The organism is Actinomycetota bacterium (assembly GCA_035765775.1).
Taxonomy (GTDB): Bacteria; Actinomycetota; CADDZG01; order JAHWKV01; family JAOPZY01; genus DASTWV01.
The window spans coordinates 301,087-323,110 of sequence record DASTWV010000059.1 but is presented as its reverse complement, the minus strand read 5'-3'; the positions used below and the strand labels follow the sequence as shown (position 1 = coordinate 323,110).

17 protein-coding genes are annotated in these 22,024 nt (G+C 73.6%); 11 read left to right on the top strand and 6 right to left on the bottom strand.

From position 1 onward, the window contains the following. Positions 1 to 14: 14 nt before the first annotated feature. The 5 genes from VFW71_15315 to VFW71_15295 all read left to right on the top strand — a co-directional run bounded on the left by VFW71_15315 (position 15) and on the right by VFW71_15295 (position 3,767). On the top strand, positions 15 to 995 hold the full coding sequence (locus VFW71_15315) for a cytochrome P450 (protein ID HEU5004131.1): 981 nt from the start codon (positions 15 to 17) through the stop codon (positions 993 to 995). A 101-nt stretch (positions 996 to 1,096) separates the two neighbouring features. Beyond that, positions 1,097 to 1,429: a metalloregulator ArsR/SmtB family transcription factor gene (locus VFW71_15310; protein HEU5004130.1), complete on the top strand. Its 333-nt coding sequence runs from the start codon at positions 1,097 to 1,099 to the stop codon at positions 1,427 to 1,429. Next, positions 1,426 to 1,851: an SRPBCC domain-containing protein gene (locus VFW71_15305; protein ID HEU5004129.1), complete on the top strand. Its 426-nt coding sequence runs from the start codon at positions 1,426 to 1,428 to the stop codon at positions 1,849 to 1,851. The genes VFW71_15310 and VFW71_15305 overlap by 4 nt, the downstream gene beginning before the upstream one ends. Before the next feature lie 12 nt (positions 1,852 to 1,863). After that, on the top strand, positions 1,864 to 3,012 hold the full coding sequence (locus VFW71_15300) for an SAM-dependent methyltransferase (protein HEU5004128.1): 1,149 nt from the start codon (positions 1,864 to 1,866) through the stop codon (positions 3,010 to 3,012). After that, positions 3,009 to 3,767, top strand: coding sequence for an arginine deiminase family protein (locus VFW71_15295; GenBank protein ID HEU5004127.1), 759 nt, complete (start codon positions 3,009 to 3,011; stop codon positions 3,765 to 3,767). The genes VFW71_15300 and VFW71_15295 overlap by 4 nt, the downstream gene beginning before the upstream one ends. A gap of 229 nt (positions 3,768 to 3,996) precedes the next feature. On the opposite strand, the gene VFW71_15290 is transcribed toward VFW71_15295, so the two are convergent. Further along, on the bottom strand, positions 3,997 to 5,835 hold the full coding sequence (locus VFW71_15290) for a peroxidase family protein (protein ID HEU5004126.1): 1,839 nt from the start codon (positions 5,833 to 5,835) through the stop codon (positions 3,997 to 3,999). Positions 5,836 to 5,935: 100 nt separating this feature from the next. On the opposite strand from VFW71_15290, the gene VFW71_15285 reads away from it, so the two are divergent. Further along, entirely contained in the window at positions 5,936 to 6,994 is a 1,059-nt protein-coding gene (locus tag VFW71_15285; protein ID HEU5004125.1) for a phosphotransferase, read from the top strand. A gap of 389 nt (positions 6,995 to 7,383) precedes the next feature. Then, the gene (locus tag VFW71_15280; protein HEU5004124.1) at positions 7,384 to 8,388 is read left to right on the top strand and encodes a hypothetical protein; all 1,005 of its coding nucleotides are present in this window, start codon (positions 7,384 to 7,386) and stop codon (positions 8,386 to 8,388) included. Between the two features lie 143 nt (positions 8,389 to 8,531). Here the strand turns inward: VFW71_15280 and VFW71_15275 are convergent, their stop codons facing one another. The 4 genes from VFW71_15275 to VFW71_15260 form a co-directional block, all read right to left on the bottom strand. Continuing rightward, positions 8,532 to 8,987: a hypothetical protein gene (locus VFW71_15275; protein HEU5004123.1), complete on the bottom strand. Its 456-nt coding sequence runs from the start codon at positions 8,985 to 8,987 to the stop codon at positions 8,532 to 8,534. Between the two features lie 27 nt (positions 8,988 to 9,014). Next, entirely contained in the window at positions 9,015 to 12,062 is a 3,048-nt protein-coding gene (locus VFW71_15270; GenBank protein HEU5004122.1) for an AAA family ATPase, read from the bottom strand. Further along, entirely contained in the window at positions 11,950 to 14,928 is a 2,979-nt protein-coding gene (locus tag VFW71_15265; GenBank protein HEU5004121.1) for an AAA family ATPase, read from the bottom strand. Before VFW71_15265 ends, VFW71_15270 begins: the two co-directional genes overlap by 113 nt. Before the next feature lie 233 nt (positions 14,929 to 15,161). Continuing rightward, positions 15,162 to 16,496, bottom strand: coding sequence for a DUF2252 domain-containing protein (locus VFW71_15260; GenBank protein ID HEU5004120.1), 1,335 nt, complete (start codon positions 16,494 to 16,496; stop codon positions 15,162 to 15,164). Positions 16,497 to 16,673: 177 nt separating this feature from the next. Here VFW71_15260 and ppk1 point away from each other — a divergent pair, with 177 nt between their 5' ends. The 4 genes from ppk1 (at position 16,674) to VFW71_15240 (ending at position 21,370) form a co-directional block, all read left to right on the top strand. Then, the gene (ppk1, locus tag VFW71_15255) at positions 16,674 to 18,920 is read left to right on the top strand and encodes a polyphosphate kinase 1 (protein ID HEU5004119.1); all 2,247 of its coding nucleotides are present in this window, start codon (positions 16,674 to 16,676) and stop codon (positions 18,918 to 18,920) included. Next, positions 18,913 to 20,409, top strand: coding sequence for a CYTH and CHAD domain-containing protein (locus tag VFW71_15250; protein HEU5004118.1), 1,497 nt, complete (start codon positions 18,913 to 18,915; stop codon positions 20,407 to 20,409). The genes ppk1 and VFW71_15250 overlap by 8 nt, the downstream gene beginning before the upstream one ends. Before the next feature lie 145 nt (positions 20,410 to 20,554). Continuing rightward, entirely contained in the window at positions 20,555 to 21,040 is a 486-nt protein-coding gene (locus VFW71_15245; protein HEU5004117.1) for a histidine phosphatase family protein, read from the top strand. A 144-nt stretch (positions 21,041 to 21,184) separates the two neighbouring features. Next, positions 21,185 to 21,370: a hypothetical protein gene (locus tag VFW71_15240; protein HEU5004116.1), complete on the top strand. Its 186-nt coding sequence runs from the start codon at positions 21,185 to 21,187 to the stop codon at positions 21,368 to 21,370. Positions 21,371 to 21,406: 36 nt separating this feature from the next. Here the strand turns inward: VFW71_15240 and VFW71_15235 are convergent, their stop codons facing one another. Further along, positions 21,407 to 21,925 (bottom strand): histidine phosphatase family protein, encoded by a 519-nt coding sequence (locus tag VFW71_15235; protein HEU5004115.1) that lies wholly within the window; start codon positions 21,923 to 21,925, stop codon positions 21,407 to 21,409. Positions 21,926 to 22,024: the final 99 nt, after the last annotated feature.

Below are 22,024 nucleotides of genomic sequence, written 5' to 3'. Positions count from 1 at the left end.
GGGGCCAGGTCGGCGTGCTGGGTGGGCCGATCGGTGACCCGGAACAGGAGTCGGCCGACCACGCCCGCCTGCGTCGGCTGCTGGCGCGCCCGCTCTCCCCTCGCCGGCTGGAGGCCCTCCAGCCCCGGATCCAGGGCCTGGTGGACGGCCTCCTGGACGGCCTCGCCGCCGCCGGCTCGCCCGCCGACTTCCATGCCCTCGTGGCCAGCCGGTTGCCCCTGCTGGTGGTGTGCGAGCTGCTCGGCGTCCCCGAGGAGCAGCGGGCCCACCTGCGCATCTGGGCGGACGACGCCACGCGGGTGGACCAGCCCGGCCGGTCCCGGGCCGGCCTGCAGTCGATGTGGCGCCTTTTCGGGGGCCTGGTGGAGCGCAAGCGCTGGTCCCCGGGCGAGGACCTGGTGTCCGATCTGCTGGCGGCGGCCGCCACCGACCCCTCGCTCAGCGACGACGCCATCGCCTACCTGGCCGCCGGGGCCCTGTTCGCCGGGACCGCCACCGTGGTCAGCACCATCGACCGGGGCGCCCTGCTGCTGCTCACCCACCCCGACCAGGCCACGGCGCTGATCGCGGATCCGGGCCTGGTCGTCACCGCCGTCGAGGAGATCATCCGCTTCCCCAGCCCGCTCGACCCGCCCCAGGCGGCCCGGCGCGGGGGCCTGCCCCGCTACGCCGCCGACGACATCGCTATCGGAGGCGTCACCATCCGGCGGGGTGACTTCGTCATGTTCGCCCTCCAGGAGGCCAACCTGGAGCCCGATGTCTTCCCCGACCCCACCCGCTTCGACATCACCCGCCGGGAGAACCCGCACCTGGCGTTCAGCCACGGACGGCACTTCTGTATCGGGGCGCCGCTGGCCCGCATCGAGCTCCAGGCCCTGTTCGCCACCCTGTTCCAGCGCTTCCCTGGCCTGCGCCTGGCGGTGCCGCTCGGCAAGCTGCAACCGCTGCCCGACCGGGTGGCCGGGGCGGTGGCCGAGTTGCCCGTGGCCTGGTGACCCCACACCTTCCGCCCTCAGGAGCCGGACGCAGGCCTCCCCGTAGGCCTCCCCGCAGATCTCCCCGTTGATCCATTAAGCTGAACCGTATGGTTCAACAAGTGGTCGTTTCGCCTGACCCTGGCACGCTTGATCGGGTCTTCCACGCCTTGGCCGACCCCACGCGGCGCGCCCTCCTTGCTGAACTGGCGGCGGGGGAGCGCACCATCAGCGAGCTGGCGGCCCCGTTCCCGATGTCGCTCACCGCGGTGTCCAAGCACCTCCGGGTGCTGGAGGGCGCCCACCTCGTGACCCGGGAGCGCCGGGGCCGGGAGCAGCACTGCCGGCTGGTGCCGGACCCGCTCTCGGGGGCATGGGAGTGGATCGAGCACTACCGGGGCTTCTGGGAGGCCCGCCTCGACGCTCTCGGGCAGTACTTCGAGGCGCAGCAGTGAGCGAACGCCTGCAGCTCACCCGGGTGCTGCGGGCCTCCCGGGCAGCGGTCTACCGGGCATGGGTGGATCCCGCCATCCTCAGCCAGTGGTTCGCGCCCGGCCCACTGTCGGCGGTGGTGGCCGAGCTGGATGCCACCGAGGGCGGCCGGTTCCGCATCGAGATGCACGCCCCCGACCGGGTCCACGTGGCAGTGGGGACCTTCCGGGAGCTTGCCCCGGGCGAGCGGCTGGTGTTCAGCTGGGCCTGGGAGGGCTGGGCGCTGCCCGAGACCACCGTGCGGGTGGAGTTGCGCGCCCTGGGGGACGCCGAGACCGAGCTCACCCTCACCCACGAGGGCTTCCCGGACGCCGCGGTGCGCGACGTGCACGCCGACGGTTGGGGCCGGATGCTGGACCGGGTCCCCCACACCCTCCCGGTGTAGCCTGAGCCCGGTTTGGCGGGGACCCTGCGGGAGGAGATCGGCGACCGGATCCGCACGAGCGGGCCGATGCCCTTCGAGTCCTTTATGCGCCTCGCCCTCTACCACCCCCGCCATGGCTACTACGCCACCCGGGTGCCCGGCGCCGGGAGCGACTACCACACGTCGCCCGCCCTGACCCCCTGGTTCGGCCGCCTCGTCGCCTGCGAGTTCCAACACATGTGGGAGGCGCTGGGCGCCCCGGAGGCCTTCACGGTGGTCGAGGTCGGCCCCGGGCGGGCTGATCTGGCCGCCGGAGCCCTGACGGCCATCGCCGAGGCGGGCGGTGGCCTGGCCGGCGCGGTGCGCTGGCGCTTCGTCGAGCGCTTCCAGGCCATGGCCGATCTGCAGCGCGCGCGGCTGGGGCCGCTGGCCGCCTGCGCCGAGTGGTCGGCGCAGCTGAGCGGCCCGCAGGCGCAGGCCGGGTGTGTGCTGGCCCACGAGGTGCTCGACAACTTCCCGGCGCACCTGCTGGAGAAAACCGCCGCCGGCCAACTGGCCGAGATCCACGTCGCCGAGGAGGGCGGGTTCCTGGTGGCGCGCCCCGGGGCGCTCTCCGACGAGCGCCTCGCTCCGGTGGCGGCCGATATGGAGCCCCAGGTCCCCACCGGTGCCCGCTTCGAGGTGTGCTGCGACCTCGAGGGCTGGTGCCGGGACGCCGCCGACGTGCTCGCCCGGGGCTACCTGCTCGTCATCGACTACGGTGATAAGGAACCGAACCTGTGGCGGCGCCACAGCACCAGCAAGTGGGGGACCATCGTGACCTACGGACCGGACGGCTTCGGCGAGGACCCGCTCGCCGGCCCGGGAACCCGGGACATCACCGCCGAGGTGAACTTCTCGGCGGTCGAGCGCCTGGCGGGGCGGGTGGGTTTCATCCCCGACCTGTTCACCACGCAGCGCCAGTGGCTGCGGTCGTTGGGGTTCGACGAGGTGGCCGGGGGGCTGACCGGGCAGGCCGATGCGGCCTGGATGGCGGGGCGCAACCGGGAGGCCATGGCCCTGGAGGAGGAGCTCTCCGGCCTCCAGAGCCTGGTGGCCCACCTCGGGCTGGGCGACATCATGGTGCTGCGGGAGGCCAAGGATGCCCCGCCGCTCCCGCCCGCGGTCATCGAGGTCCCGTGAAGGCCATCGTCCGCCCGCCGGGCGACGCCCTGGTCCGGGCGGTGTCCTCCCACCCGGAGCGCCACCTGATCGACCCCTCCCGCGCCCGGGCGCAGCACGCCGCCTACCGCGCCACGCTCGAGTCCCTCGGCGTGGAGCTGATCGACGTGCCGGCCGACGACCAGCACCCCGACGGGTGCTTCACCCAGGACACCGCCATCGTGCTGGGCTCCGCCGCGCTCATCGGGTGCTTCGCCCTCGCCTCCCGGCGGGGGGAGGAGGCGGCGGTGCGGGCCGTGCTGGCCGAGCGTGGGTTTGCTGTCCGGGCGGTGGACGGGCCGGCCACCCTGGAGGGGGGCGACGTCCTGGAATTCGGCTCACGCCTCCTGGTCGGCCGCTCCCGGCGGACCAATGACGCCGGGGTGGCGGCCCTGGCGGCGTTCGCCGAACCCCTCGGCTACACGGTGGAGACGGTCGAGGTCCCCGACTGGGCGGTGCACCTGTCCACATCGGCCACCGTCGTGGACGGCCGCATCGCCCTGGGCGTGGAGGAGGTCATCGCCCAGCCGGCGTTCCGGGGCGCGGAACGGGTACCGGTGGGTGACGACCGCCTGGCCGCCAACGTGGTCTCCATCGGCCGCCATGTGGTGGCCGCGGGTCAGCACGGGGTGCACCGCCAGCTGGCGGCACTGGGCATCGAGGTGCACGCCGTGGACCTGAGCGACTTCAACCGGGCCGACGGCAGCCCGACCTGCCTGTCGCTGCTACTGCCCTGAGGGCTACCGGGCAACTTTACCTCCGTATTGCGGAGGTTTTGTTGCACAGTTCACCAATGCTCGACGGGATGTAGCACCCTCCTGCTTATATGTGCGCGTGGATGCCGACGCCAGCCTCGCCACCCCTGCGGCCCGGCAGTATGGGCCGATCTCCCGCGAACCGGCGCGACCTGTGCCACGTTGCCCTCGGATTCCGAGGGTGTTGTTGCCCAGTTGCGCCCGGGGGCGGCTACGCCGGGGGCGGCTTCGGGGCGGCCTTCGGGGAAATGGGGGCCCACGGGGTGAAGGCGTTGTCGGGGTTGACCAGGCTCGCCAGCGAGGGGTAGTGGCGCCGGATCACATCCCTCATCGTCGTCTGCTGGATCCACCGCATCCCCAGCGGGGTGTACACCTGGGGCGTGAAGTCGGTGGTGAAGAAGCGGTCGCTCCGCAGCCGGCGGGATGCCATCAGGATAAAGATGCGGAAGGCGGTGTCGGAGAAGCCGAAGCCCTTCGGCAGCGGCTCGGCGAACATGCCCACCGAGGTGTCCACCCGGTCGATCCTCCCCTCGTACACGTCCTCCACCTGCTTCGCCAGGGCGGCGTCGCCGCCGCACAGCGCGCTGAAGGACGTGTAGGGCTTCATGTGCAGCAGGCGGCGGAACTCGTTGTACCTGGGCACGCCCCGCTCCCGGGAGCGCAGGATGTCGGTGGCTGCCAGGTCGATGACGCTGCCGTCCGGCTTCGTGAACTCCTGCAGGAACTTGGGGAAGTTGTGCAGCCGCACCGCCCCGGCGTTGCCCACGCCGAAGCTGTACAGCAGGTCCTCCATCGGCACCCCCTCCAAGGTGGCCCTCGCCTGGGTCCCGGCGATGTCCCGGAACGTCTTCTCCAGGATCACCTCGCCGGTGGCGGCGGACCGGAAGGTGAACTCGTCGGGGATGAGGGGGTGCATGCGGTAGACGGCCACGAACTCCTCGGTCAGGCAGTAGGGCGCCCCGTCGTGGTCCTTCTTCGAGCCCGGGATCCCGGTCAGGACCTCGTTGTGCAGGGGCAGCAACAGGGTGCGCATCCAGGCGGGGACGGCGCCGTACCAGTTGATGTGCATGGCCTTCTGCGAGGTGGGGTGGGTGATGATCGCCGGCGTCCATTCGACGGTGTGGATCTTGGCCAGGAGGCCGGAGACGATGAGCCGGGCCCGGGCGAAGAGCTGGTCGTCGGTCCACGAGGGGTAGGTCGCACGCAACGCGTCGCACACGGCGTTGTGCTCCTGCATGAACAGGCTGTGCAGGATCCCAAGGCCCAGCCACCAGTTCCCCGATACCCCGGCCACATCGACGCCCTTGCCGTCGAAGCTGGAGGGGTCGAAGGGGATGAGATGGTTCTGGTCCAGCTTCACCTTGCCGTCCTCGCGGGTGCGCAGCAGGTCCACCAGTTCGGGCGGGGGGTCGGTGCCGTAGAGCTGGGAGGCGTCCCACCAGTGGGTCTCGGTGTTGGTGAAGGTGGGCGGGAGGCTGGCGTCGGCACCGGTGCGGGTGGTGTCCGCCCGGGTGCGCTGGATCGGCATGGGCCGGTCGTGGTCCCACGGGTCGGCGTCGTCTACGGGGACGAGGAACGGGTTGGCCTGCTCATTCGGGCCGTGGCTCATCCAGTCGTGGACCATGAACTGCAGCCAGGCAGCCACCAGCAGGTTGATGATGGTGGCGGGCTGGAAGCTCTCCCGGGTCAGCAGCTCCCGGCTGACCAGGCGCACATTGGGCTCCAGCAGGTCCGGCTCCGCCTCGGGGACGGCGGCGGCCAGCGGCACGTTGCGCCCAAAGCGGGCCGCGGCGGCGCCCATCTGCGGGTTCTGCAGATCGTTGTAGGTGCCGTCCGGGCTCCGGGCCTCCAGCTGCTGGGGCGGCGCGTGGGTGGGCGCCGGGGGGTGGCCGGGGGTGTTGGTGTCCACCAGGTTCTCGGCCCGCAGCGTTGCCCGCAGGCCGGCGATGGAAACGAGTCCGAGGGGCAGGGGCAGCTTGTCCCAGCCGTATCGGCGGTCCAGCCACCCGCCCAGCCCACCAACGGCCCGAGACACCAACGAGCGCGCCATGCCGGCCTCCCTCCCCCGCGTAACAATAGGCCAACTCGGCGCGGGTGACACCCGAACGAGCCGAAACAGAGCCGGACAAAGACTGCCCGGAGGGGAGCCCATGCTCGAACCGACGGAAACCTGGCTGCGCGAGGTGGTCGCGGGCGCCACCGGGCGCCCCGCCCCGGCTGCCGTGCGCCGCCTCCCGGGCCATGCCTCGCGCAGGAGCTACTGGCGGGTCGGCGACCCGGGCCGGGACTCGTACATCGTGATGCTGCTGGCCCCCGATGCCGCCCCCGACGAGATCGGCAGGGTGGGGCCGCTGCTCGGGGTGGTGCCCTTCGTCGAGGTCCAGCGCTACCTCGCCCGGCTGGGCGTGCGGGTGCCCCGGGTCCTCTCCTGGAGCCAGGGGCAGGGCTATGCCGTGCTCGAGGACCTGGGCGACGAGACGCTGAACGCCCGGGTGCTGGGCGGGGCGGCCCCGGCCCCCCTGTACCGCGCGGCGATCGACCAGCTCGTCAGCATGCAGGTCCGCGCCGAGCGGGCGCCCGACCCGGGCTGCGTCGCATTCCAACGGGCCTTCGACGCCGACATCTACCGCTGGGAGCTCGACCACTTCCTGGAGTGGGGGCTCGGCGCCTGGAAGGGCGTCGCGCTCCCGGGCCCGGAGTACGAGGTGGTCACCGCCGCGTTCGACGCCATCGCCCGGCGCATCGTCGCCGAGGCGACGGTGTTCACCCACCGGGACTACCAGTCCCGCAACCTGATGCTGCTGCCCGGTGGCGAGCAGGCGGTCATCGACTTCCAGGACGCCCTGCTGGGCCCCCGGGCCTACGACCTGGTCGCCCTGCTGCGGGACAGCTACATCGCCCTCGAGCCCGAACTCATCGTCCAGCTCATCCGCCACTACCTGGCGACGACTGCCGCTGCCGGGGGCCCCCAGCTCAACGAGGCGGGCTTCCGCGAATCCTTTGACCTGCTCACTGTGCAACGCAAGCTCAAGGATGCGGGACGCTTCGTGTTCATCGAGCGGGTGAAGGGCAATCCCTCCTTCCTGCGCTTCGTACCGGCTGCTCTGGGCTACGTGCGGGACGCGCTTGCCCGGCTGCCGGACCTTGCCGATCTCCAGGCGATTCTGGCCCGCTACATCCCCGAGCTCGAGCCCGAAATGCATCCGTAAAACCTTACTGAAAGCGCCCGGCTTTCCGGCCTGTCTGCCATTCCAGCCGGGCGGCCAATGGGCGAAGGGCGGGGCCGTACCCGCCGGTGCTGGTAAGCCGATCTTCCTTGTCCGGGAAGAGGCGTCTGATTAGCGTTAAACGATGGCTTAGGCCTGCTCGTTGGCTGTGAAGCGGCTGGATTTTTGCGGGTTGCCCCGATTTGCAGGGATAGCCCTGCTCGACGGCCGGGTCACCATACCCGGGAACAGAACGCCTGGTTTGATTGCCGAACCTGTAGATGTTTCCTGCGCAAAAGATCCGCCAGTTGGCGGATGTCTCAGCGCCTGGCCTGCCCCAGAATCCCGGGTGAAGGCGACTTCAACCGGGCATCTATGAAGGCAGGCTGTCAATGGACGCTAACGAGGACGGCAAGCGGGCATACGGCGAGCCCCCCGAGGGCTGCTGCCGGCCGCTCATCCCGGTGGCGCGCCCGAGGCGCACCGTCGCATTCCCCGTGGCCGAGCGCCTGGGCACGGTGCTGCTCCGGGGCCCGCGCGCCCGGGGCACCCGGACCGATACCACCGGTGCCTGGCCGGTCAGCGCCCTCGGGCGCTCCGCCCGCCGGTGGTGGGACGACGGGTGGCGGGAGGCGGGCCCGGCGCAGGGCTGCGTCCGGGTCCCGGCCGGGTGCGAGCTGGGCCTCCGCCTGGCTCGGGAAGCCGATGGGCAGGCGCTGGTCGACCTGTGCCCCGGCGATCTGCAATGCCTCTCCATCCGCCAGGCGATGGAATCGGTCCTGCGCCTTCTGGGGGAGCTCGAAGGGTTGGTCGCCCTGGATCTGTGGGGGGCGGAGGTGGACGACGACGCCATGTTCGCGGTGGCCGCCTGCCGGAACCTCGAGGCCCTGGATCTCTGGGGGACTCGGGTGGGCCCGGCCGGGCTGGCCCGTCTCGGATGCCTCGCCGGCCTGCGCCGTCTGACCGCCCCCGGGGACTCCTGGGGCGATGATGCCGCCGCCGGCCTGGGGCTCTTCCCCGGCCTGCACGTGCTGGACCTGTCGGGCACCATGATTGGTGACCAGGGCATCGACCGGATGGACGGCGTCCCCCTGCTCACCCGGCTCTCGCTCTGGGGTACCCGGGTCACCGACCGGGCCCTCCCGCTCCTGGCCAGGCTCCCCCGCCTGTCTGGCCTGGACCTGGGTGACACCGCCGTGACCGACGCCGGGCTGGACGCCCTCGTCGGCCTCCGGCGGCTGCGTTCGGTGTCGCTGCAGGACGCCCTCGTGAGCCGCGAGGGCCTCGAGCGCTTCCGGGCCGCCCGGCCGGACTGCCGGATCGAACCCCGGCCGGACCGGGGTGGCTACCACGGGGTCCGGTCCCGGGCCGCTCGGCCCGGCCTCCGCGGCGTCTAGCGGAACCGACGATGGCCAGACACACGGCCACGGGGGCGTTGGGGCGGTGGGGCGGTGGGGCGGTGGGCGGGCCTCCGCGGCGTCCCAGGGATCCAACCCGGGTCCTGTCCCGAGCCCGACCTGGGGCCGACCTGGGGCCGACCTCAGCGGCCGCGCTTGCGCCGCCGCCCCCCGGTCTCGGTCGCCAGCCAGGCCCCGTCGCTCTCGGCTCCGGCATCCGGCGGGGGAGGAGCAAGCTCCCAGGCGTAGGCCAGCGCCTGCTGGAACGCCTGGGCCGCCCACGTCGCCTGCGGCAGGCCCAACTGCTGCTGCAGTGCGAAGGTGCGGTCGGTCAGTTCGATGGCGGCATCCGGCCCCTCCCTGCGCCACGGCCCTTGCAGCATGGTGGCGACGCCGCCCCCGGCCGCCCGCAGGAGCAGGCTCCGCTCGGTCGGCAGGCCGGCGATGCGGTCGCCCAGCAGGTGGCCGAGGAGGCCGGGGTCGGACAGCACCCCGGCGCCGTGCTGGGCGACGCCCTCGCGGAGTGCGCCGACGGCGAACCCGCGCCCGTCGAGCGGTGTGTTGTTGGTACCCGTCAGCGTCTCGTCCGTGTTCCCCATCCCTCCGGCACCCAGGACGATAGGCGCTCAGCGCCGTCCGCGCTCGCTTCCGCCCGCGTCCCGCCCTGGCTCCGTCGATCCCGCGCCCGACAGCAAGCGGGCCAGCCCCGCCCGCCGGGGCACGCCCAACTTGGCCAGCACCCGCGAGGCATGGGTCTGCACCGTGCGGACCGAAACCTCCTGCAGCCGGGCGATCTCCGGGTTGGTGCGCCCCGCCGCCATGTGCCGGGCCACGGCCGCCTCCGACGGCGTGAGGGTCTCCCACCCGGGGACCGAGGGGGGCGCCGCCTCGGCCAGCGCCGGCCCGTCGGCGTGGAACCAGGCATCCACCCGGGCCACCGCCCGGGCGAGGTCGCGCCGGGCGCCGATGCTGCGGAAGATTTCCCGTGCCTCCTCGGCCAGGGGACCGGCCTCGCCCGGCCGGCCCGCGGCGGCAAGGCAGGCCGCGGCGTCCTCGCACGCCAGCCCCAGTTCCCGCCGGCGGGAACTGCCCCGGTACGCCGCCACCGCCGCACGGTGGGCCGACGGGGCGCCGCTCACCAGGGCCCGGCACCGGGCTGCCGCCCCGTTCATGAAGGCGACGCCGGCACCCGCGGCGAGCGCCTCGACCGCCGCGGTCACCTCCTGGGCCAGGGCCATCTCGCGCTGCTGGACCGCAAGCCGGACCAGGTCGGGGCCGAACACCGGGTACTCGGTGGCCGCCCCCGCTGCGCAGCACAGGTTCCAGGCGCCCCGCAGGCTGGCCAGGGCCTCGGCGGGCCGGCCCTCGGCCTCCGCCAGCAGCCCCCGCGCCCAGAGGGGCCGGTCCGGCCGCCACTGCAGCCCGCTGCAGTCGCCGCCGTCCTCGGCAGCCGCCAGCTCCCGGCGGGCGGTCGCCAGGTCGTCCCGGTGCAGGGCGATGAGTGCCAGCAGGGTCGGGGCCAGCAGCATGCCGGGCCGGGTGCCCACGGTGCGGGCCACGTGCAGGGCGGCCTCCAGATCGGTGCAGGCCGCGTCCCACTCACCCATCCAGAACGCCGCCTCGCCCAGGAGGGCGCGCTCGAGGGCATAGCTCCACCCTGAGGCCTCGTGGCGCCGGAACCGGCGCCACGCCCCCAGGGTTTCCCGGGCCTCGGCCGCCCGGTCCACGTCGACGAAGAACCCGGCGAGATTGAGCACCGGCTGCACCGGCTGCCGGAGCGCCCCGGCGCCGCGGGCGACCCGCTCCAGCGCCTCCCGGCCCTGGCGCAGGGCCTCGGCGAAATCCCCGCGCAGGTGGTGGACGACCGCCAGCGTGGCGAGTGCGGCGCCGGCCGCGGTCTCGTCGCCCCCGCGCTCGGCCAGCACCAGTGCCCGCCCCCCGGAAGCAGCAGCGCCGGCCAGGTCCCACCCGGCCGCCTGGCAGGTGGCCTGCCATACCAGGAGGTGGGCCGGCCGGAGCCCGTCCAGGCCGGGAGCCTGCAAGGCGGCCTCGATCTCCCGCCGGGCCTCGTCCACCCGGCCCTGGCGGACGGTGGCTTCGATGAGGCAGGCCCGGGCCCGCGCCCGCAGGTCGGGATCCAGGGGGCACGACTCGTCCTCCGCCAGGAGCGCCCGGCAGATGGCCTCGGCGTCGGCGGGGCGCTCGCACCAGAGGGCGTAGACGGCGAGATCGCTGCGCGCCGCCGCCCGGTGGGGGTCACCCGCCGGCGCCACCTCCAGCGCCCGGGTGAGCAGCTGGGCCGCCACCGACGGCGATTGCGCCGCCGCCTGGCGGGCGGCCACCCGGAGCCATTCGGCCGCCGCCGGGTCGCCCGGGACGGCCCCGCGCACCACGTGCTCGGCCACGTCGGCACGGCTGCGCCCGGTCCCCTCCAGCAGCGAGGCGGCCGCCAGGTGCCACCAGCTGCGCAGCGTCGGGGACATCGAGTCGTAGAGGGCCTCGCGGATGAGGTCATGGCGGAATGCCAGTTCCGCGCCCGCCTCGCCGATGACGCCCGCCCGGGCGGTGGCGGTGACCAGTGCGGTCAGGGACGCCGCGGGCTGGCCCACGGCGATGGCCAGATCGGCCACCGAGAAGCGGGACCCCAGGATCGACGCCACCTGCAGGGTCTCCAGCGTCTCCGGGCCGAGGTACTCCATGCGATGCAGGATCGTGGCGGTCAGCGACGCGGGCATCGGCACCGCCTCGCCCTCCGGCCCGGTCACCTCGGCGCGCACCAGATCGCCCTCCTGGGCGAAGGCGATCGCCCCCTCCCGTGCGAGGCTGGCGGTGAGCTCGGTGGCGAAGAACGGGTTCCCGCTCGCGCGGGCGAGCTGGCGGAGCAGGCCGGGGCCCGGCTCGGCACCGAGCAGGTTGCTCGCCAGGGCGGCCACCGCGCCCGCCTCCAACCGGCCCAGTGTCAATCGCAGGACGCCGCCGGAGCCGGCGCGCAGGGCGGCCAGGACGGTCTCCATCTCGATGGAGCGGGGCAGCGGGCGCAGGGTCCCGATCACCACCAAGGGAAGCTCGGCGGCCTGCCGCCCCATGCGGATCAGGGTGAGGAGGGTGAGGAGGGTGGAGGGATCGGCCCACTGCAGGTCGTCGAGGCCGATGGCCACCGGTCCCCGGGTGGCGCGCCGGGCGACCTCATCCACGAGCCCGTCGATGATGCGGAACTCGGTCTCCGGCGAGCCGGCATCGTCCGCCGGCGTGCCCTCACCTTCCCACCGCCGGGGCATCCCCAGCGCCTGGGCGATGGCGCCGAAGGGCCGGTGGCGCTCCAGCTCGGCAGCGGCTCCGGAGCAGCACTGGAAGCCCAGGCCCCGGGCGCGGGCTAGGGCCTCCTCCAGCAGCGAGGTCTTGCCGATGCCGGACTCGCCCTCGATCAGGATGACGCCGACGCCACCGACTCCACCGGGGTAGGGTCCCTTGGAGGCGGCCCCGCCCAGTACGGCGTCAATGCGCGCCATCTCCGCCTCCCGCCCCACGAGGACGGGCGGCCGGGGGGCCGGGCGGGCGGCGTCAGGGCAGCGGGCCACGCGGTTCCGGAGGGCCCCCTGCCTGCCAGCGGGTGGCAGCAGCCGCCAGCTCGGCGCGCCGGGACATGCCCAGCTTCTGGAGGATGTTGGACGCATGGGTCTGCACCGTCCGCCGGGACACGAAGAGACGCCGGGCGATCTCGGGATTGTTCAGGCCCTCGGCCACCAGACCGGCGACCCGGACCTCCGTCTCGGTGAGGGCATCCCAGCCCCGCTCGGGCCGCGCCCGCTCCGAACGGGGGCCGAGCGACGCGGTCCGCACCCCGGCCGAGCGCAGGCGCGCCACCGCCCGGGCTGTGTCGCGCCGGGAGTCCAGGGCCTGGAAGATGGCCAGGGCCTCCTCGGCCAGCGGTTTCGCCTCCTGCCCGCGTGCGGTCGCTGCCAGGGCCACCGCGGCGTCCTCGCACGCCAGCCCCAGTTCCCGCAGCCGGCCGCTGGCCCGGTAGGCGTCGGCGGCGGCCACGAACGGGGCAGGCTCCCCGGACACCAGGCCCCGGCAGCGCAGGGCGGCCCCGGTCACGCTGGCGACGCCAGCCGCGGCCGCCAGGCTCTCCAGTGCCTCGGTCACCTGCGTGGCGACGATGGACTCCCGGTTGGCCATCGCCAGGCGGACCAGGTCAGGCCCGATCACCGGGAACTCCGCCGCCACTCCCGCCGCCGAGCACAGGTCCCAGGCCTTGAGCAGCGTGACCAGGGCCTCGCCCGGGCGGCCCTGCGCCTCGGCGAGCAGGGCCTGCGCCCACAGCACCCAGTCCGGGCGCCACTGCGGGCCACTGGCGTCGCCCTCGGCCTCGGCTGCCGCCAACTCCCGCTCGGCGGTCACCAGATCGTCGCGCTGCAGGGCGATCAGCGCCCGCAGGCTGTGCGCGACCAGTTGCGCCTGGAAGACCACCACCTCCTCGGCGAAGTCGGCGGCGGAATCGCACTGCGCCAGGGCCTCGTCCCACTCGCCGGAGCAGAACCGCCCCAGGGCTGAGACGAAATGGTAGGTGGGTAGGTTCCACCGGGCTCCCCGCTGCTCCCGGGCGAAGCGCCCCTGGCGCAGGGCGTGCTGGGCATCCTCGAAGCGGTCGACGTCGATGAGCATCAGGGCGTGCATGATCGTCAGCCGGAGCCGGCGGGCCTCGGCCGACCCGCTGCCGGCCGCCGCCGCGACCGCCTCCTCGCCGAGCGCCAGCGCCTCTCGGAACTGCCCCTGGCACTGGCGCACGGCTGCGACGCCCGCCAGGGCGACAGTCGTCCCGAGCTCGTCCTCGATGCCCCCGCAGATCCGGAGCGCCTCATCGGCGTCCCGCAGCGCCCCGGGGAGGTCCCAGACGATGACCCGGCAGGTGGATGCCCATGCCCACAGACGGCCCCGCTCCCGCTCGGTGAGCGCGGGTGACTCCACCGCCAGGGCGATTTCGGCCAGCCCGCCGGCCACCCGGCCCTGCCCCACGCACGCCTGCACCAGGCACAGCCGGAGCGGCCCCTCCACTGCCGGGTCGTGGGGCCGGGCCAACGTCGCCCGGCAGAGCGCCTCGGAATCCGCCAGCCGGCCCGAGGAAAGCTGGAAGAGGGCGAGGTCTGCCTGCGCGGCGTCGTAGCTGGGTCCGCGCTCCTCCGCCAACTCGAGGGCCCGGGTGAGGAGCTCGGCGGCGATGACCGGCGAGCGGCTCCCCGCCTGCGCCGCCGCGGTCCGCAGCAGCTGCACCGCCTCCAGGTCCCCGGCATCGGCTCCCCGGAAGACGTGCTCGACCACCTCCTCGGGGGGGACGCCGGCTTCCAGCAGGGTGGCCGACGCGTTGAGGTGCAGCGCGTGACGCAAGGCCTGGGGCATCGACTGGTAGAGCGACTCCCGGATGAGGTCGTGGCGGAACGCCAGGCGGGCGGTGTCGCCATTCAGGATGCCGCCCCGGATCGCTTCGTGCAGGTCCGGGCGCAGGCTCACAGGTGGGCGGCCGGTGAGGGCCGCCAGGTGCGAGACCGGGAAGGAGGAGCCCAGCACCGATGCCACCTGCAGCGTGGTACGGGCTCCCGGGCTCAGGTAGTGCAGCCGGTGCAGGACCGTGGCGGTCAGGGAGGCGGGCAGCCACCGGGTGGCCGGGCTCCCCTCGGGCGACCGCAGCTCCACGCGGCCACCGGCCATCTCCAGGGCATCCGTCTGCGCCAGTGTGGCCAGCAGCTCGGCGGTGAAGAAGGGATTGCCGCCCGCCCGGTCGAGCTGGCGCAGGAGCCCGTCGCCCGGCGGGGCGCCGGCCAGGACGCTGACCATGGACGCCACCGAGGCCCGGTCCAGGCGCTCCAGCACGATGCGCAGCGGCCGTCCGGCCTGGTCCCGCCCCTGGTCCCGCCCCTGGTCCGGGTTGCCGAGGTTCAGCAGCGCCTCGAGTTCCGGCGAGCGGGGCAGGAGGCGCAGCGTGGCGAGGATCAGCAGCGGCAGGTCGGGCACCTCACGGCTCAGCCGGTTGAGGGCCAGGAGGCTGGAGGCATCCGCCCACTGCAGATCCTCCACGGCGATGGCCACCGGCCCGTCGGCGCACAGCTGCTCGACGTAGTCGATGAGGGCGTCAACGATGCGGTACTCCGCCTCCGGCGCCCCCGGGGTCTGCACCTGGGCGCGGGCCGGGCTCCCGGCGCCCCGGGTCCGGTCCTCACTCCGGCCCTCACTCAGGTCCCCCCGCAGCAGGCGCAGGATCCCGGCCGCCACGTCGACGGCGCCCTCGGGCCTACCCGCTGCGCTCCCGCGGTGGCGGATGCCGAGGGCCTCGGTGACGGCCCCGAAGGGCCGGTGGCGCTCCAGCTCGTCCGCGCCGCCCGACCAGCAGCGGAAGCCCATGGCCTCGGCCTGCAGGAGCGCCTCGCGCAGCAGGGAGGTTTTGCCGATGCCCGCCTCGCCTTCGACGAGCACCAGGCGCCCGCGGCCGCGTTCGGCCTGGGTGAGCGAGAGCAGCAGTTCGCCCAACTCGGTGCTGCGGCCCACGAATGGGCTATCGGTGTCGGTGCCCGTTGTAATCGGCGGTGGGCCCAACGTCACAGCCCTCCTCCCCAGGGTGTGGTCCCGCCAGGCGCCGCCCAACCCGTGCCGCGCTTCCGCGGGCAGAAGTCTATCGACCGGAGAGCGGCGATTCCCAGTGCGATTCCCAGTGCGATTCCCAGTGCGATTCCCCAGTTCTGCGATAGCGGGCGGCTGCGCCAGCCCCTTTACTGCGCCATTTACTGCGCGATCCGGCCCGACCGCACCGCCTGGGCGAGCGCGGCGTGGTCCCGCTCGTTCTGGTCGGCGTAGGCCTCGGCAAACGACACCAGGGCCCGGTCGAAGGAGTCGCTGTTGCCGAGGTAGGCCGCGATCGCCACCGGGTCGCCCGAGCGGGCGTGGGAGCGGGCCAGCACCCAGCCGCACACCGAGGCATAGCTGGCCAGCTGGGGCCCGGACAGCGCCGTGGCATCCACCGAGCGCTTCATGTCGTGCAGTTGGCGCACGGAGTAGTCGCGGCCGTCGGCGCCGCGGACCCACCCGAGGAACAGGTCGCTGGCCGCCTGGCAGAGGCGCTGCCCGCGCACCACCCGCTCGCCATGGTTGCCGTACGCGGACCGGCCCGCCGCCGGCTCCAGTACCGAGGCGGAGGCCTCCTTGACCTGCAGGAACAACGCATCCCCGGCCCCCGCCCCGCCCAGCAGGAGGGCGGCGGCGCACCGGGTGCCCACGCTGCCCACCCCCACGACCTTGCGCACCGCATCCACCAGGCGGTATCGCCCCAGCAGGACCCGCCGCTCCGGCTCCAGCGAGCCGGCGTAGCCTGCCAGGAGTCGGTCCATCCCGGAGACCGACCCCGGCCCCCCGGTCTCGTGCACCACCAGGGGTGGGTCCTCCACGAAGCGGGGCGCGTCCCCGGCTGCGGGGGTTGCGGTGAGCTTGGCGAGCTCCTCGGCACCGGTCTCCGCCCGGGTACGCGCGATTGCCCGCTCGCCCAGTTTCTCGGTGGCGCCCAGCAGCGATGCCACCGCGGTGGCGTCCACCGCGGCGTACCAGACCTCCAGGTGCGTCCACGCCGCCATGGTGCGGATGTGCTCCCGGTAGCTCTGCACCGCCGCCCGGGCCGCCTCCTGGCACTCCAGCCCCGACCGCCCGGCGGTGCGCCCCGCCACCACCGCGCTGGCCGCCAACCGCTTCACGTCCCACTCCCAGGGAGCCGGGAGCGTCTCGTCGAAATCGTTGAGGTCGAAGATGAGGTTGCGCTCCGGGGTGCCGTACAGCCCGAAGTTGGCCAGGTGGGCGTCGCCCGCCGCCTCCACCCGCAGACCGGTGGCCGGCGCCGTGGCCAGGTCGTGCGCCATGACCACCGCAGCCCCCCGCAGGAAGGCGAAGGGCGAAGCCAGCATCCGCTGGTAGCGCAGGGGGACCAGCTCGGCCACCCGGTGCTCGTCCTCGGCGCTGAGCAGGGCCACCGGATCGGCACGGTCGGCCGGGGGCGACCACGCGGCGTGGGACGAGCGGGGCACCCGCTCGCGCAGCGCGCTCCCGCGGCCCTCCAGCGCCTCCTTGCTCACCGGGGAAGCGTAGTGCCGGCCCGGCCCGCAGTGCTCGTCCGTGGGGGACGGACAAGATAGATTTGACATCCGGGGGGCTCTGCCCCTGGCCTCCCGAAGCCAGACGCACAGGCACGGACCCGGATTCCCGGTAAGCACAGGCACAGCCCCGAACCCCCGAAGGCAAAGGCACAGAACATGAGCCAACCCGAACGGACGGAGGGCACCAGCGCCGCCCCCGACGTCCCCGCCGGCGCCACCCGCCGGCGGGCGCCCAAGACCGGCCGGGCGGGCGGCGCCCGCCGGTCGCGTGCCGCCAGCCCGCCCGCCTCCGAGCACGGGGCCGAATACCGGTACCTCAACCGCGAGATCGCCCGGTTGGACTTCAGCGCCCGGGTGCTGGCTCTGGCCGAAGATCCGACCCTGCCGGTCCTGGAACGGGCCAAGTTTCTGGCGATCTTCAGCCAGAACCTCGACGAGCTGTTCCAGGTGCGCGTGGCCGCCCTGCACGAGCGCCAGTTGCTGGGTGCCCCGACGCTGTCACCCGACGGGCTCAGCCCCAGCGTGCAGCTCGCCCGGGTGCGCGAGGCGGCGGAGATCCTCATGGAGCGCCGGTCCCGCATTTTCCGGGAGACGCTGGTGCCCGATCTGGAGGCCGCCGGCATCCGCTTCTCGCAGTGGAAGGACCTCGATGAGGAGGATCGCGCACACCTCGACCGGGTGTTCGAGACCCGGATCTTCCCGGTGCTCACGCCGCTGGCGGTGGACCCCGCCCACCCATTCCCCTACATCTCCAACCTGTCCCTGAACCTTGCCGTGGTGGTCCGCCAGGGGCCCCGGGTGCCGCCGCTCATGGCCCGGGTCAAGGTGCCGCCCCTGCTGCCCCGCTTCGTGGTGCTGCCCGACGGCGAGCGCTTCGTGCCGGTGGAGCAGGTGATCGCTGCCCACCTCAGCTCGCTGTTCCCGGGCATGCAGGTCCTGGCCCACCACACCTTCCGCCTCACCCGCCAGGCGGACTTCGAGACCGACGACGGCGCCGCCGACATCCTGGTGGCGGTCGAGTCCGTCATCCGCATGCGCAAGCGGTCCCCGATGGTGGTGCGCCTCGAGATCGAGAAGGGTATGTCGGACTGGGTCCGGGAGTTGCTCACCCGGGAGCTCGAGGTGGACGACAGCCGGGTGTACACCCTGAAGGGGCCGCTGGATCTCACCGGCTTGTGGGCGCTCTACGGGCTCCCGCGCCCCGACCTCAAGATGGAGCCGTGGACGGCCAGCATCCCGCCCCGGCTGGCCCCGGTGTCGGTGACCCCGGGCACGCCGGGCGCCACCGGCCAGCTGCCCAACGTCTTCTCGATCCTGCGCCAGGGCGACGTGCTGGTCCACCATCCCTACGAGAGCTTCGCCGCCTCGGTTGAGGCCTTCGTCGACCAGGCCGCCGCCGACCCCGACGTCCTCGCCATCAAGCAGACGCTGTACCGGACTTCGTCCACCGACAGCCCCATCGTGCGTGCCTTGATCCGGGCGGCGGAATCGGGCAAGCAGGCGGTGGCCCTCGTCGAGCTGAAGGCCCGCTTCGACGAGGAGGCCAACATCGCCTGGGCCCGTGTGCTCGAGGAGGCCGGCGTCCACGTGGTGTACGGCGTCGTCGGGCTGAAGACCCACGCCAAGACCTCGCTGGTGGTGCGCCAGGAGATCTCCGGCATCCGCCTGTACGCCCACATCGGCACCGGCAACTACAACTCGGACACCGCCCGGCTGTACGAGGATCTGGGCCTTCTCACCGCCAACCCGGTGCTGGGCGCCGACCTGTCTGAGCTCTTCAACTACCTGACCGGCTACAGCCAGCGCCGGGAGTACCGCAGCCTCCTGGTGGCCCCGGTGACCATGCGGGCCGAGATCCTCCGCCTGATCGAGGGCCAGTCCCACCCCGGCGGCCGGATCACCATCAAGGTCAATAACCTCGCCGACCCCACCATCATCGACGCCCTGTACGCCGCCTCGGGGGCGGGGTGCCAGATCGACCTCATCGTGCGCAGTGTGTGCTGCCTGCGCCCGGGCGCCGAGGGGCTGTCGGAGAACATCCGGGTGCGGTCGATCGTGGGCCGCTACCTCGAGCACTCCCGCATCCTGCGCTTCGGTGTCGCCGGGGGTGACTCCGGTGGGCAGGCGCACTACTACATCGGCTCCGCCGACCTTATGATCCGCAACCTCGACGAGCGGGTGGAGGCCCTCGTGCCCATCGCCGACCCCATCCTCACCGCTCGGCTGGACGAGGTTCTGGAGGTCAATCTCGCCGACGACGAACTGGCCTGGGAGCTGGGTGCCGACGGGGCTTGGACCAAGGTGCCCACCACGGTGGGGATCAACGCGCAGCACCGCCTGCAGGAGATGGCAGCGGTCCGCGGGCGGGGTGGGGCGATCAAGGAGGTCATCGCCCTTGTTTGAGCGGGAGGTGAAGCTGTCGGCCCCGGCCGGCTTCCGCTGGCCGGTGTTCCCGCCCGAGTCGGCCGTGGTCGCCGTCGCGCAGGAGCGCAAGAACTTCCAGACCGTGTACGTGGACACGCCCGACCTGCGCCTCGCCCGGTGGGGCTGCAGCCTGCGCCACCGCAGCGGCGAGGGGTGGACGCTGAAGCTGCCGACAGCCTCGGCATCGGGGCCGCTGCTGGTGCGGGGCGAGTACACCTTTGAGGGCGAGGCCACCGGCCCCAACCCCAAGCCGCCCGCCGAGGCCCTGGCCCTGGTCACCGCCTACATCCGCGGGGCGGAGACCAAGCCCGCCGCCCGGCTGCGGACCGTGCGCCACCCCGTGCGGCTGCAGGGGGCAGACGGCACGCCCCTGGCCGAGATGGTGCTCGACGAGGTGTCGGTCCTCGAGGGCCGCAAGCTGGTGGAGCGCTTCCGGGAGATCGAGGTCGAGGTGGGGCCGAACACGTCCGCCGAGACCCTTGACGTCATCCTCGAGGCGCTGCGGTCGTCCGGCGCCGTGCCCACCGACCCGGTGCCGAAGTACGCCCGGGCCCTCGGCACCCGGGCCTGGGCACCCCCCGAGGTCGAGGTCACCGAGCTCAGCGCCACCGCCTCGGCCGGTCAGCTCGTTCGCCGGGCCATCGCCGCGTCGGTCGACCGCTACCTGCGCCAGGAGCCTGGCGTGCGCCTGGGCGAGGATCCCGAGGCCGTGCACCAGGCCCGGGTGGCCACCCGGCGGCTGCGTTCCGATCTGCGCACGTTCGCGCCTCTCATCGAGGAGAGCTGGAGCCAGGAGCTGGGCGACAAGGTGCGCTGGCTGGGCGGGCTCCTGGGCGCCGCCCGGGACGCCGACGTCCTCCACGAGCGCCTGCGCGCCCGGGTGGAGTCCCTCCCCGAGGACGACCGCCCGGCCGGCTCGAAGCTGACTGCCGACCTGGGCGCCGACCGGGCGGCCGCGCACGCCGCCCTGCTGGACGCCCTGAAGGGCGACGAGTACATCGCGGTGGTGCAGGCCCTGGTGGATGCGGCCCGCTCGCCCCACCTCCTGCCCGACTCGCACCAGCCCGCCCACCAGGTCGCCGGAAGCCTGCTGCGCGGGCCGTGGCGCAAGCTGCGCCGGCAGGTGGCGGCGCTGGCCTTCCCGCCCCCGGACGCCGAGCTGCACGAGGTGCGCATCCGGGCGAAGCGGTGCCGCTACGCCGCCGAGGCGGTGGCGCCGGTCCTGGGCCGGCGGGCGGCCGCGTACGCCCGCGCCGCTGCCGGGCTGCAGGAGGTGCTCGGCGAGCACCAGGACGCGGTGGTGGCCGCCGGAGTCCTGCGGAAGCGGGGCACCGGGGCTCCCGCCGAGGTCGCCTTCGCCGCCGGGGAACTGGCGGGCCTGGAACAGGCGGCGGCGGCCGAGGCCCGCTCGCACTGGCCGGATGCCTGGAAGGGCCTGCGGAAGGCGGCCCGGGCCCTGGAGCTGTGAGCCGCGGCGGGAGCGGCGGTCCGCCGGCCGCGGGCGCCGGCGGGGCCGCGGGCGCCGGAGGGGCTGAGGTCCTCCGCGCAGTCTGTGACTGCTCAGTTCCCTATAGCACCCCCAAACACTCACAGGCTGCTCAGAGCAGGGCGCAATGGGCTCGATCTTCCTGATCCGCCACGGCGAGGCCGGCCGGCGCTCGGAGTGGACCGCCCCCGACCACCTCCGGCCGCTGACCGCCCAGGGCGAACAACAAGCCCTCGGGCTGGTGCCCCTCCTGAGCGCAGCGGGGGCCGGGCCAGTCCTCAGCAGCCCGTACGTGCGCTGCGTCCAGTCGGTCGAGCCGCTGGCGGCGGCGCTCGGGGTGGCGATCGAGGAGGCGGCCTGGCTGGCTGAGGGGGCCTCCCCGGCGGCCGCGCTCGACCGGCTCGCGGCCCTGCCGGACCCGGCCTACGCCTGCACCCACGGCGACGTGGTCGAGGGGATCCTGGGCATCCTGGGCGAGGCCGGCGTGCTCCTGGACGGCCGTTCTGGGAACGGCGAGGAGACCCGCAAAGGCGCCACCTGGGTGCTGGAGCGTGCGGGGGTCCAGGGAGAGAGCCGCATCGCCGCCGGGCGCCTGCTGCCCCCGCCTGCCTGAGCTTTTCCCACGGCCGGTGTACCGGTGCGGATCCTCTCGGGGGACGAGGGAAGCGACCCTCACCTATCGCGCGCTCCGGGCTGCGCTGCCCGTCCCGGCCGAGGTTGGCGAGCGCCGGCTCCTGCGCAGCCAACCGGTCACCGGGTGTGGCGCGAGCGCTGCGTGGCCGCGGGCGGGACCGTGAAGGCCATCGCCCGCACGCTGATCGCCTCGGGCGACGCCGGTCCCGGTGTCGGCCCGCGGCACGGCCTTCGCCTGGACGTCGATGACGTCGAGGCCCTGAGCACCCGCAGGCTGGCCCTGGACCGCCGGTCGCCGCTGGCTGTGTAGGCCGGGGTGCCGGAGCTGGTCCTCACCGGCTAGCAGCTAGTCCTGCATCTCCCGGGGCGCCACGAAGTCTTCCAGCTCGGCTGGCTCAGCCCCAAGTTCCTTCCACGCTCCGTGCGTGCGCAAGGCGGCCAGGGCGCCGGTCGGGAACTTCTCGTGCAGCCGCCGGAGGTCGTCCGAGGCCCGGGCCAGCATGATCGCCAGCTCCTGCAGTGCCGGATTGTGGCCGATCACCATTGCCGCCGAGGTCTTCCCTGGAATCCGGCGCAGCCGGCGCAGCAGCTCGCCCGAGGTGGCCCCGTAGAGTTCCTCCTCGACGGCGATGGTGGCGGAGCCGAGTACCGGCCGCAGGGTCTCGAGGGTGTCGAGGGTGCGGCGGGCCGGTGAGCACAGGACCAGCCCGGGCCGGGGCGCGCCGCCCTCGAAGGAGACTTCGAGATACTCGGCCAGCGTCGCCGCCGAGCGCTCGCCCCGGGCCGACAGCGGCCGATCGCGGTCGGCGAGGGCCAGGTCGTCCCAGCTCGACTTGGCATGGCGCACGAGATAGAGAAGGGTCACCGGGAATGATGGTAAGGCAAGACAGCGTAGGCGGAGCCGGAGCGCCAGAACAATGAGCCCGAGAACGGGGCGGGAACGCCGGGAGCGGAGGAAACGGCG

What these genes read in the sequence shown, in the direction of transcription:
- VFW71_15290 (HEU5004126.1), bottom strand. Translation starts at nt 5,835, where the DNA reads ATGGCGCGCTCGTTGGTGTCTCGGGCCGTTGGTGGGCTGGGCGGGTGG.
- VFW71_15285 (HEU5004125.1), top strand. Translation starts at nt 5,936, where the DNA reads ATGCTCGAACCGACGGAAACCTGGCTGCGCGAGGTGGTCGCGGGCGCC.
- VFW71_15280 (HEU5004124.1), top strand. Translation starts at nt 7,384, where the DNA reads ATGGACGCTAACGAGGACGGCAAGCGGGCATACGGCGAGCCCCCCGAG.
- VFW71_15275 (HEU5004123.1), bottom strand. Translation starts at nt 8,987, where the DNA reads ATGGGGAACACGGACGAGACGCTGACGGGTACCAACAACACACCGCTC.
- VFW71_15270 (HEU5004122.1), bottom strand. Translation starts at nt 12,062, where the DNA reads ATGCGTCCAACATCCTCCAGAAGCTGGGCATGTCCCGGCGCGCCGAGC.
- ppk1 (HEU5004119.1), top strand. Translation starts at nt 16,674, where the DNA reads ATGAGCCAACCCGAACGGACGGAGGGCACCAGCGCCGCCCCCGACGTC.
- VFW71_15245 (HEU5004117.1), top strand. Translation starts at nt 20,555, where the DNA reads ATGGGCTCGATCTTCCTGATCCGCCACGGCGAGGCCGGCCGGCGCTCG.